This is a genomic window from Kitasatospora sp. NEAU-69 (genome assembly GCF_057158765.1).
In genome coordinates this window covers 1-11,306 of record NZ_JBWXUE010000026.1, presented here as the reverse complement: position 1 = coordinate 11,306, position 11,306 = coordinate 1, and the positions used below count along the sequence as shown (strand labels likewise).

General features: G+C 68.8%; 12 protein-coding genes. 6 read left to right on the top strand and 6 right to left on the bottom strand.

Annotated elements, in window-relative coordinates:
* The first annotated feature begins 198 nt into the window (after positions 1-198).
* Positions 199-1,017: a hypothetical protein gene (locus tag AC060L_RS26840; protein WP_483801503.1), complete on the top strand. Its 819-nt coding sequence runs from the start codon at positions 199-201 to the stop codon at positions 1,015-1,017.
* Between the two features lie 19 nt (positions 1,018-1,036).
* Here the strand turns inward: AC060L_RS26840 and AC060L_RS26835 are convergent, their stop codons facing one another.
* Positions 1,037-1,636, bottom strand: a complete 600-nt coding sequence (locus tag AC060L_RS26835; protein WP_483801502.1) for an isochorismatase family protein — start codon at positions 1,634-1,636, stop codon at positions 1,037-1,039.
* Positions 1,637-1,806: 170 nt separating this feature from the next.
* Here AC060L_RS26835 and AC060L_RS26830 point away from each other — a divergent pair, with 170 nt between their 5' ends.
* The gene (locus tag AC060L_RS26830) at positions 1,807-2,799 is read left to right on the top strand and encodes a GlxA family transcriptional regulator (RefSeq protein WP_483801501.1); all 993 of its coding nucleotides are present in this window, start codon (positions 1,807-1,809) and stop codon (positions 2,797-2,799) included.
* A 33-nt stretch (positions 2,800-2,832) separates the two neighbouring features.
* On the opposite strand, the gene AC060L_RS26825 is transcribed toward AC060L_RS26830, so the two are convergent.
* Positions 2,833-3,132, bottom strand: a complete 300-nt coding sequence (locus AC060L_RS26825) for a hypothetical protein (RefSeq protein ID WP_483801500.1) — start codon at positions 3,130-3,132, stop codon at positions 2,833-2,835.
* A gap of 205 nt (positions 3,133-3,337) precedes the next feature.
* Here AC060L_RS26825 and AC060L_RS26820 point away from each other — a divergent pair, with 205 nt between their 5' ends.
* A complete protein-coding gene (locus AC060L_RS26820) occupies positions 3,338-3,652 on the top strand; it encodes a hypothetical protein (protein WP_483801499.1) in 315 nt (104 codons plus the stop codon).
* Positions 3,653-3,712: 60 nt separating this feature from the next.
* Here AC060L_RS26820 and AC060L_RS26815 read toward each other — a convergent pair whose 3' ends face one another.
* Positions 3,713-4,921 carry a methyltransferase domain-containing protein gene (locus AC060L_RS26815; protein ID WP_483801498.1) on the bottom strand — a complete coding sequence of 403 codons (1,209 nt, stop codon included), beginning with the start codon at positions 4,919-4,921 and terminating at the stop codon, positions 3,713-3,715.
* Between the two features lie 43 nt (positions 4,922-4,964).
* Between AC060L_RS26815 and AC060L_RS26810 the strand changes: the two genes are divergently transcribed.
* Positions 4,965-6,191, top strand: coding sequence for a helix-turn-helix domain-containing protein (locus tag AC060L_RS26810; protein WP_483801497.1), 1,227 nt, complete (start codon positions 4,965-4,967; stop codon positions 6,189-6,191).
* 31 nt (positions 6,192-6,222) lie between these two features.
* On the opposite strand, the gene cyaB is transcribed toward AC060L_RS26810, so the two are convergent.
* The 3 genes from cyaB to AC060L_RS26795 form a co-directional block, all read right to left on the bottom strand.
* Entirely contained in the window at positions 6,223-6,780 is a 558-nt protein-coding gene (gene cyaB / locus AC060L_RS26805) for a class IV adenylate cyclase (protein ID WP_483801496.1), read from the bottom strand.
* Between the two features lie 15 nt (positions 6,781-6,795).
* Complete coding sequence (locus AC060L_RS26800) at positions 6,796-7,245, bottom strand: N-acetyltransferase family protein (RefSeq protein ID WP_483801495.1); 450 nt, start codon at positions 7,243-7,245, stop codon at positions 6,796-6,798.
* 208 nt (positions 7,246-7,453) lie between these two features.
* A complete protein-coding gene (locus AC060L_RS26795; RefSeq protein WP_483801494.1) occupies positions 7,454-7,996 on the bottom strand; it encodes a flavoprotein in 543 nt (180 codons plus the stop codon).
* Positions 7,997-8,057: 61 nt separating this feature from the next.
* On the opposite strand from AC060L_RS26795, the gene AC060L_RS26790 reads away from it, so the two are divergent.
* Together AC060L_RS26790 and AC060L_RS26785 are read left to right on the top strand one after the other, a co-directional pair.
* Entirely contained in the window at positions 8,058-9,314 is a 1,257-nt protein-coding gene (locus AC060L_RS26790; protein WP_483801493.1) for a helix-turn-helix domain-containing protein, read from the top strand.
* A gap of 142 nt (positions 9,315-9,456) precedes the next feature.
* Positions 9,457-11,193, top strand: coding sequence for an IS1634 family transposase (locus AC060L_RS26785; RefSeq protein WP_483799747.1), 1,737 nt, complete (start codon positions 9,457-9,459; stop codon positions 11,191-11,193).
* Positions 11,194-11,306: the final 113 nt, after the last annotated feature.

Genomic DNA, 11,306 nt, shown 5'->3' with positions numbered 1-11,306 from the left:
GGAAGGAAGGGGGTCGGGGGGGGGGGGGGGGGGGGGTTGGGGGGGGGGGGGGGGGGGGGGACCCCCCCCCCCCCCCCCCCGCTTCTGCATCCCCTTCTGCATCCCCTTCGCTGCCTCGCCTGCCCACCAGGCCATATCCTGACCGGCACCGCCTGCCCGGGACCGCCTCGGACGGCAGTCGCACCACAGGGGATCGAGATGGCAGGCACGGCGAAGGCACCAGCGAAGGCAGCGGCCAAGGCACCGGCCAAGAAGCCGCCGGCCAAGGCAGCGAAAACCACGGCCCCGAAGCCGCCTGCCAAGAAGGCACCCGCCAAGACGTCACCAGCCAAGAAAGCCCCCGCCAAGAAGCCGGCGGCCAAAACACCATCGCCCGGAAAGCCGGCGCCCTCCGCGGCCCCGAAGCGGACCTCGCCTTCCTCGTCGAAGAAGAGCTCGCCCGCACCCCGGCGCCGGGCACGCGCGAAGGCGAACGAGCGGATGAACATCCCGCTGCTCGTCTTCGTCCTGCTCGTCGGCGCGGCGATAGCGGCCCCCAGCTACTACGGCCTGGCCGGCTCCGTCCGCGACGTCCGGATGTCCGCCGGCCTCAGCGGCTCGTCCGGGCAGATGCACATCGGCCCCTGCACCGGCCACCCCGGCAGCCGCGGCTCGACGAACTACAACTGCTACGGCGAGGTGACCCCGCCGTCGGCCGCGCCGATGACCCGGGGCGGCCTGGCCCTGCTCAAGGACCAGGGCTCGGACCGGCACGGTCAGCAGATCGAGGTCAGCTGCACCCCCACCGGCACCTGCACCCCCGCCGGCACGCACGCCCTCCTCGGCAACGTCCTGCTGCTGATGATCTGCTTCGGCTTCTTCAGCTGCGGGCTCGCCATAGCGCTGTTCGCCTTCTTCGGCCTCGGCAGGACCCCGCTCGACACCTTCGAGCGGTGGATCGGCAACCCGCTGGGCTGGGTGCTGAAGGTGCTCGGGGGAATCGCGATCTGCCTGGTGCTCGCCTTCCTCGCGACCTGAGCCGTGCCGCTCCTGCTGGTCAGCCCAGGGACGCGGCAGAGCTGACCACGACTCCGTAGAGATCGTCGATCGTCGCGAGCGCGCCGTGGTGCAGCTGCTCGGCGGAGACGTCGGCGACGGTCGTGCGCAGCGCCCGGGTCGCACAGGCGTCCGCGACCACGGTGGGCCGGTTGCCGCGCAGGAACGCACCGGCCGTGGTGGCGAGCAGGCACATGTGGGTCATGAAGCCGGCGATGACGACGTCCTTGCTGCCGGCCGCATCGACGCGCTCGCCCAGGTCCGTCCCGACGAACGCGTCGGGCACGCTCTTGACCACGACCGCCTCGCCCTCGACCGGCGCCACGCGTGGGTGGATCCCGCCGATCTCGGCCCGGACGTCGTACGGGGTGCCCTCGCCACCGTCGTTGACGACGTGGATGACCGTGGCCCCGGCCTGCCGCGCTGCCGCGAGCAGCGCGGCAGCCTCATCGAGGGCGGCTTCCCAGCCCGCCAGCTCCATTACGCCCCGGGTGTAGGTGTTCTGGTAGTCGATCAGGATCAGGGTCGCGCCGGAGAGCGAGGCGGGCGTCTGATCGAATCCGTTGAGTTCACGCAGGGTCGTCGTAGACGTCGTAGGCATGGCTGCACCCTCTTCGGCTCGGTGTGTGTGGATGGCCGCACCACTCACACCGGTGGCCGCCACCAGCAACGCTACGATCGCCTCAGCATGTCGGCAATGTCATCCAACTTGCAGATCCAGACATCACCGACCGACCCGACCGACACCGCCCCCTGCCCCGACGGAGACCCATGAGCAGCATCAGACGGTGCATCGTGATCACCCTCTTCGACGGCGTCGACCTGCTGGACGTCACCGGCCCGCCGGAGGTCTTCTCGCTCCTGCAACGCGAGATGGACCACCGGACGGGCTATCACGTGCTGCTGGCGGCCGAGACCATGGATCCCGTCACCACCTCGGCCGGCGTCCGCCTGCTGCCCGACACCACGTTCGAGGAGCTCTCGGGCAGGAGCATCGACACCCTGATCGTGCCCGGCTCGGTGGAGGTCGACGAGCAGCGCCGCATCCGCGCCCTCACCGATCCCGCCGTGGTCGAGCGGGTGAGGACCCTGGCCGCCACCGCCCGGCGCATCGCCTCCGTCTGCGTGGGAGCACACATCCTGGCGGCCGCCGGCCTGTTGGACGGCAAGCGCGCCACCACCCACTGGTCCACCGCGCACCAGCTCGCCGCCGAGCACCCGTCGATCGAGGTCGACGCCGATCCGATCTTCATCCGCGATCAGAACGTGTGGACCGGCGCGGGCATCAGCGCCTGCCTCGACCTCTCCCTCGCCCTGGTCGCCGAGGACTTCGGCGAAGCGGCCGCGCTCGGCGTCGCCAGGCAGCTCGTGATGTACCTGAAGCGCCCGAGCGGCCAGAGCCAGTTCAGCGTCCCGCTCGGGCTTCCCGTGTCGACCACCCGCCGCATCGACGACCTGCGCCACTACATCACCCAGAACCTCACCGCCCCGCTCACCGTCGCCGACCTCGCCACCCGGGCCCACGTGAGCGAACGCCAGCTCACCCGGATCTTCCGCACCGAACTCGGCCTGACCCCGGCCGCCTACGTGGAGTCGGCCCGGGTCGAAGTGGCCCGCAACCGCCTCGAATCCACCGACGACGTCCTCGAACGCATCGCCTCGACCTGCGGCTTCAACACCACCGACACCCTCATCCGCGCCTTCCGCCGCACGCTCAACACGACCCCGACGGAGTACCGCAACCGCTTCCGCCACTCCGGCTAGACCGGTTTCGGCAGAGCCCGGAGAGCTTCGCGGTCAGCGCTGCGGGGTCTTGCGGCCGAGGGCCAGAGCGGCAGCGTGCAGGGCGAGGACGAAGACGGCCAGCAAGGCGAAGTGGACGAACCAGGCGCCGGCCATGGTGGGGCCGCCCCAGGACGTCGCGGTGTCCGGCTGGGCCAGGGGGAAGCAGACCCCCCGCACCAGGAGGTCGAACCAGAGCGCGACGGCCGCCAGGGACATCACCAACCCCAACGGCAGTCGGAGCAGACCGGATTGGCGCACGTCCAGTAGGCGCACCGGGGCTAGCAGCAAGCGGCGCGCGATTCCACCCGTCATTCGTCCTTCTCCCTGCCTTCTCGTCGTCTCGGCAACGTGACCATCCTGCTCAGTCACCGGAGGACCGGGTATCGGGTGCGCCCCCGACTCACCCCTGAACCGTCCCTGAGGGGATCCCAGAAGGATCACGGGGCTGGCACCGGCGGGTGGCGTGCCGATTGGATGTCACGAGACGTTTCAACTCGATGGAGCGAGGACCCGGCCCATGACCTCTGACGACCTGTTCGACGAGATCGCCACCGACCTCGCGCCACACGGTGCCACCGCCGGAGCGATGTTCGGCAAACGCGGCCTCAAGGCCCGCGGCAAGGCATTCGTCTGCCTCAAGGGCGATCTGCTCGCTTTCCGACTGGGTGCCGGCACCCCTGCCCATGCCGAGGCCCTTGCCCTGCCCGGAGCCGAACTCTTCGACCCCTCCGGCAAGCACCGCCCGTTCAAGGACTGGGTCGCCGTCCCCGTCGCCCACGCCCACGCCTGGCCCCACTACGCCGAAACCGCGCTCGACAGCCTCGACGGCTGAAGGAGGGCAGCCAGTCGCAGAGCCGGTCAAGCCCGGCCAGCCCTTCACCCGACCCCGTGCTCAGTCGGCCGGGAGTGTTCCGACGACGTGGGTAGGGTCGTCGAGCCAGACCGTGTTCGCCTCCGGAGTCACGGTGAGCCCGTAGCGGTCGAGCCCTGGACGTCCGTTGGCCAACCACTCCGTGGCCACCGCTTCCAGCGTGGACCAGAGCGGGTGGGGGCCACCCTGACAGGCCCGGACGGTGCCGTCGGCCGAGGATTCCAGCACCGCCCACGATCCGTCCGTGTGCAAGAACCACTGGCCGGAGACACCGTCGGCCGACAGGCGCAGCCGCGTCGTACCGGGCGCCGCGAGCTGCGCCGCCCAGAGGAAAGCCGGGTCGTCCAGCGTCTCGGGGCGGACAGCCGTTTCGAGGCCCGCGGCGCTGCCTCGGGCTGCGATGGCGGCGCGCATCAGGGGGCCGATCACCGGCCGCCGGGTCTCGCGGGAGAGCATGAACGAGACCTCGGAGTTGATGAACCGCCCCTGCGCCGTCCCGTCGCCCACGTGCAGCTTCACGTAGCCGTAGGCGTCGAGGCTGCCGACCAGCGAGACGACGATGACGGCGCCGGGCACCGCCTGCTCCAGCCACTCGGCCGGGACGTGGCCGGGTGAGTACGTGGCGATGATCCGCCCGTACTTCGCTCCTGCCGGATCGCCCTTGCCACCGTCACCGACGATCAGCCGGGGCCGGAACCCGATGGAGGCGAGCCGTTCGGCGTCAGCGGCGGACAGGACCGGGTCGTGCTCCACACTGGTCACGCACCGGTCCCCGAGCCGGGCGCACAGCAGGGCGGTGGAGTAACCGGTGCCAGTACCGACTTCGAGCACCCTCGCACCGTCGGGAACGTCGAGGTCCTCGAGCATCCGCACCACGACACCGGGCAGCGTCGAAGAGCTGGTGGGCGTGCCGCTGACGGCTTCGCCGTCGGGGCCGGTGGCACCGTGATCGAGCTGGGTCACCCAGGTCGTGTTCTCGTAGGCCAGCTTCAGCCAGGCGCCGGTGTCGGCATCCTTGCTGACGGCGGCGTACCGGGTGATGCCGTCGGGACCGTCGGCGGCGGCGTAGAAGGACGGCAGGAAGGTGTGCCGGGGAACCGCCAGCACCGCGTCCCGCCACGGCGCGGTCAGCAGCGAGCCGTCACGCGCCAACTCCTCGACCAGCTCGGCGCGAAGCCGGCGCGCCGCCTCCTCGATCTCGTCCGGGCTGTCACTCACGTTGTCGCTCACTTGCTGCCCTTCTATGGCCCAGGAGGGGCGTACCGTCGGGCTCATGGTGAACGAGCACCTTGGGGATCGGCTGTCCCGCATACGCCGATTGGGTGATCTGACGCAAGAAGAACTCGCCGAGAAGTCCGGCGTATCCGTCGATGTGGTAAGGAAGTTGGAGCAAAAGCGGAAGCACTCCGCGCGACTTCCGACACTCCATGCTCTCGCCAAGGGCCTGGGCGTGGAACTCACCTCACTCCTGGGCGACCCGCCCGCAGTCCCCTCGACCGGCGACGCCGAACCTCCCGGCCTGGTCGCCGTTCGACGGGCCATCACACCACCACTGTTCGCACCACCTCAGGTGCCTGACGGAGCGGACGCACTGTCGCTGCCCCTGCTGCGCGCGGAGATCTCGGATGCCTGGACCCTGTACCACGACGCCGAGTTCGGCAGGGTCATGGAACTGCTGCCCGGGATCATCGCGGATGCCCGACTGATTGCTGCGGTAGGGCGCGGCCAGGATCGGCTCGCAGGTCAACACGCCCTGGGCAAGGCACTCCAGCTGGGCGGCCATCTGGCCATTCGCCTCGGCAAGACGGACCTGAGCCTGTCGAGCCTCGATCGCGCGATAGCCGCCGCTGACGCAGCGGAGGACCCGTTGTTGTCAGCCATGGTCTGCAATTCGATCGCCTGGGCCTACCAACGTCAGAACCGGCTAGACGACGCCCAGAACCTGGCCGTGCACGCAGCCGACGGCCTGGAGCGCGAGCATGCCACCAGCGCCGAAGCCATGCGTGTCTGGGGCGGGTTGGTCATGTCGGCGGCGACCAGCGTGGCGCGCAGCGGGGACTATGCCGGGGCCTCGGAGATGATGCTGACAGCGGAGAAGGCCGCCGGTCACCTGGCACGGCTGCCGACTGTCGCCGACGGCAAGCTCTACAGCATCTTCAGTCGGTCATCGGTGCGCATCGAGCGCGTTCGCCTCGCCGTCCAGCACGCCCGCCCGGAAGAAGCGCTGAGCCTGGCCCGTGGCATACGCCTGAGCGCCGAAACGCCCCTCTCATGGCGCACTTGGCTACTCCTTGACGTGGCCCGCGCGTACGCCGATCTCGGTGATGCCGCACGCGCGGTGGCGACGTTGGAGCGGCTGCACCGGACCGCAACGGCATGGATGCGCCATCACACGGAGGCAGTTGCGATCGTCTCGGATCTCGGGGCGGGCCCCGCTCGCCCCGCCGGCCTTCGAGAGCTCGCCCGAATAGTCGGCCTGGCCGACTTCTCGCGCAGCTGAGCATCGCCGGCGCGCAGTCGGCTGATCGACGTCAACGGGCAGCGGCCACAGCATCCGTGTACAGCTCGGTGGTGAGGTCAGCCTCGTCGATGCCGAGGCCGACGAGCAGATCACGGACAACGGCCAGTGCTGCCGCCAATTCGTCGTCCGACGCGAGTGTCTCCACCTCGATGAATGTGCCGTCGATTTCGGGAACCCGAACGAGCGTGGCCAGCAGTTCACGCCCGTCCTGCTTGAACGAGTAGTTCCGGCACCGCTTCTCGAATGCGATCACCGGTACGTACCCGAGAGCGCGCACGATCTCCTGAGCAGCAGCGGCATCCTCGACCCTGGTCTCGTGTTCCGGCTTGGAGCCGGAGGCCTCATCCACGCGCGGGCCCTTGTACGTCAGCAGGGTCCGGGTGTCATCGGCCGCATGGACGGTACGAATCCGCAGCTCCCGGTCGCCCTGAGCGAGCAGCCCAGCCGGAGCGTCGTAGTAGGTGTCCTGATAAACCTCGGCCCGCCCAGGGCCATACCGCGTCTCCAGTCGCGCCAGCACAGCTTCCGGGTCACGCACGACAGCCTTCAGCCCAGCCTCGATCGCCACCGCAGCTCCTTTCTGTCAGATGGTCGAGCGGTAGAAGACCTTCCCATCGTGGGGCTCGACACCGAGCGCGGCATACAGCTCAAGAGCCGACGGGTTGTCGCGGTCAGCGGTCCACTCCACTCGCGAACACCCGGCCGCGCGAGCCTCGTTGTGCACAGCCAGCATCAGCGCGCGAGCGACACCCTGACGTCGGCTGGACGCCCTGACGTACAGCTCCTTCAGATAGAGGCTGACGTCGGCCCCGGCCGCCGGCCAGAGGCGGCTCACCGAAGCGAGGCCGACGACCTGGCCACCGCTGCGCGCCAACAGCACTCGGGCAGCAGGCCACTCCCCGAACAGGGCCGAGCGCACATCGACGACTGGCGGCGCAGTTCGTTCCCCGCCGTAGTACTCCTCGATCTCGCCGAGGATCTCGGCGATCGTCTCGGCGTCGGCTTCGATCGCAGGGGTGATGTCCAGTCCCATCGGATGCCTCTCAGCCGGCGGAGGGGAGAGCGAGCAGGTCGTGCAGCGCCCAGTGCGTTGCGGTGCCAGTTTGGACTCCGTCGCCTCAGGCTGCCAGGAACGCCACAGCCCGCTCCTCCAGCTCCTGAACTGCGCGAATCTTCCTCAGACGTCGCTCTATCCGACCTTCCGTCATGCGACAGACTGGCGGGCCGTCCGATCTGCCGGCTCAGCCGGCCGCAGCCCGCACCGCGCTGAGCGCGGCAGCCCACGGGTACGTCTCCGGCCGCCCCTGCCCCGGTTCGTTCGGGACGAAGCCGCCCTCACCGAGCAGCACGTGCACGCCCGCACCGCGCAGGTCGGCGATGCTCCGCTCGAACTGCGGATGGGCCAGGAACGCCGAGTTGACGCACGGCATCGTCACCAGCGGAATCCCCTTGCCGATCGCCTCGGCCGCGAACCCGACGATGAACGACGTCGTCAGGCCCAGCGCCCACGAGTTGAGGGTGTTGAATGTCGCCGGCGCGACCAGCCCGACCGTGGCCGGAGGCCAAACGTCCGGCTCGCCGGGCCGGCGGTACCTGCTCCGGACCGGATGCCCGGTCAGGCGCTCCAGTTCCGGGATGCTGTCGGCCAACCAGTCCGCCGCCGTTGCTGTCAGTCCGAGGCATACGCTCCAGCCGTCATCCTGAGCCCGCTCGATCACGGGCTGCAGGTCGAGCACCGGGGGTGCGGCGGAGCCCAGCAGGTAGAGCACTCGATCGGTTGGCATGCCGCCATCGAAGCAAGCACAGCTCGATGAGTCCAGAGCAGCACTATCGAGAGGGCCCACCTTGACTACCGAGGGCGGTATCGTCGGCACTCTCGGCAATCGATCCCAGGCAGGTACCGCGATGCCCTCCCCTGATCCCGACGGTGTCGGCGCCCGCATCGCCGCATATCGAAAGCTGCGCCACCTCACCCAGCGTGCACTCGCCGAGCGCGCCAAGATTTCCTACAGTCTGATGTTCCAGATCGAGCAGGGAGCGAAGCCTGCCAGCCCTGCCGTGCTTGCCTCACTGTCGAGAGCGCTCTCGGTGTGCGTGGGGGACCTCACCGGCCAGCCCTATCTTGAACAGTTGCGCCAAGACCAGCTCGACGGGTTGATCCAGCCGATTCGCGAGGCACTGGATCTCTACGACCTGGACTCGGATCCAGAGTTCACCACCCGGCCGGGGATCGAGCTGGTCGCTCATGCCGACCGCATGTGTACGCTCATCCGCTCCGGCAACCTGCACACGGCGGCATCCGAGCTGCCAGGGCTGATTGCCGAAACGACTGCTGCGGCACATACGTCGGCCGACGATCAGCTGTGGTCCGCACTTGCCAGCAGCTACCGCAGCGCCTACGACACCGCCACGAAACTCGGGTTCCAGGACCTTTCGTCGATCGCCCTCGATCGGATGGCCTGGGCATCGGAACGAGCATCGGATGCCGTTAGTGCAGGCACTCGTCAGTACCTCCGCTCACTGGCATACCTGCGTGCCGGTCAGTACCGAACCGGTATGCGTCTGGCCGAAGCCGGCAGGCAGGTGGTGGCGCAGGCTGTTCCAGGCTTCGAGCGCGCCGCGATCACTGGCCAACTCCACCTCGGCTCGGCTGTCCTGGCCGCACGGGCAGGGGATGCCGAAGAGGCGGAGGAGCACATCGCCGCCGCGCGGCGGATCGCCGACGAGACGGGCGAGATCCACCAGGTTCGTTGGCTCACGTTCGGCCCGACCAACGTAGCCGTACACCACGCCAGCGCGCTGATCGATCAGCACCACTACGCTCAGGCGCTCGATGTGGCCAGGGGCATCATCGTGCCGCGTGACTGGCCCGCGAGTCGCGCGGCACATCACCACGCCGAACTCGCCTCTGCACAGCTCTGGACCGGCCAACCGGGCACTGCCTTCCGAAGCCTGCTCCGGGCCAGGGAGTTGGCACCGCAGCAAGCCCGTCACAGCCCGGCGGTCAGGAATACGGTGGCAGGCATCGTTCGAGCTCAGCGGTCTACCCCGGCTCGCGTCGCGAGCTTTGCAGCATGGCTTGGCATCCTGCGTTCCGCGTAATTCGGCTGGTCTAGAGGGTCCGATGTGGTGAAGTGCCTGGTCAGCTGGTCCGGTGATGCCACACGGCCTGGAGCTTCCTAGAGAAACGCATCCGATCTGAGAGTCATTGACTGCATGGCTCAGGCGTGTATGGTCTAGAGCGATGTATGTGAAGACGACGAGTCGGAAGACCAAGAGCGGTACTGTCCGCTACCTGCACCTGGCCCACAACACCTGGGACGCAGCGGCCGGGCGGTCGGTGCCGAAGCTGCTGTACGGCTTCGGCCGTGAGGATCAGCTGGACACCGACGCGGTGCGCCGCCTGGTCGGCTCGCTGTCCAAGCTCCTCGATCCGGCTGCCGCGCTGGCGGCCACCGCCGAGGCGAACACGGAGCTGGACTTCGTCGAGTCCCGTCCCTTCGGCGGCGCGTATCTCCTGGACCAGCTGTGGCACCGGCTGGAACTCCCGGGCATCGTGGCCGCGTTGGGCACCCGTGGCCGGGGCCGTCCACGCAACGTCAAGGCCACCGAACGTGCCCTGTTCGCGCTGGTCGCCAACCGCGCGCTGGCCCCGTCCTCGAAGCTGGCGGCCGCCGAGTGGGTCAACCACGACGTGCACATCGACAGCCTGGACCGCATCGACGACGACGCCTGCTACCGGGCGATGGACTGGCTTCACCAGATACGCGAGAAGCTGGAACGGCAGGTCTTCGACTCCGCCGCCCACCTGCTCAACCTCGAAGTCGACCTGCTGTTCTTCGACACCACCAGCACCTACTTCGAACTCGAGGACGCCGACCTGCCCGTCGCCCGCGACGAACACGGCGTCCCCCTCCCCGAAACCGGCGACGGCGACGGCGACGGCGACGGCGACGGCGCGAGCATGCGCGGGTTTCGGACCTGGGGGAAGTCGAAGGACTCCCGCGACGACCTGCCGCAGATCGTGATCGGGATGGCGGTGACCCGTGACGGGATCCCGGTGCGGGTGTGGTGCTGGCCGGGCAACACCGGCGACTCCGCGTTGATCCGCCAGGTCAAGGACGAGATGCGGGACTGGACCCTGTCCAAGATCGTGTGGGTCGCCGACCGGGGCTTCGCCTCCGCGGCCAACCGCCGCTACCTCCGCTCCGGCGACCACCACTACATCATCGGCGAGAAACTCCGCTCCAACTCACCCGAGATCAAGGCCGCACTCTCGCGGCAGGGCCGCTACCAGGACATCGCGCACAACATGCGTGTCAAGGAGGTGAAGGTCTCCGAGTCCGAACGCTTCGTGATCTGCCACAACCCCGAAGGCGCCACCCGGGACGCGGCGATCCGCACCCAGCTGATCGCGCAGCTGAGCGAACTGATCGAAGACAGCGACGCCCTGTCGGACTACAAACGCGGCGAACTGCGCGGGAAGATCACCGCCAAACCCGGCCTGAACCGCTACCTGCGGACCACCCCGGCCGGCAAGCTCCGCATCGACGCCACCAAGGCCAAGGCCGAGGCGAACCTCGACGGCAAGTACCTCCTGCGCTGCAGCGACCCGAAACTCTCGGCCGAGGACATCGCGCTGGGCTACAAGCAACTCCTCGAAGTCGAGCGCGGCTGGCGGGACATGAAGCAGATCCTCGACCTCCGCCCGGTCTACCACCGCCTCGAAGAACGCATCCGCGCCCACGTCATCCTGTGCTGGCTCGCCCTGCTGCTGATCCGCATCGCCGAGACCACCACCGGGACGACCTGGCCCACCATCCGCCGCGAACTCGACCGGCTCCACCTGGGCACCTTCACCGGCCCCGCCGGCACCTTCCGCCAGCTCACCGAGCTCACCCGCACCCAGCGCGACCTGCTGGGCAAGCTCGACATCCCCGCACCCAAGAAGATCGTCGAACTCACCCCCGAAACCCGCTGACCAGCCACAACCCCCACGCCTAGAGACACGCCCCCACGGCGTATCCAGCCGCATTTCCCCAGGCCACAGCACGAATCAATGCTCTAGGCGCCGCGAATTATGCGGAACGCAGG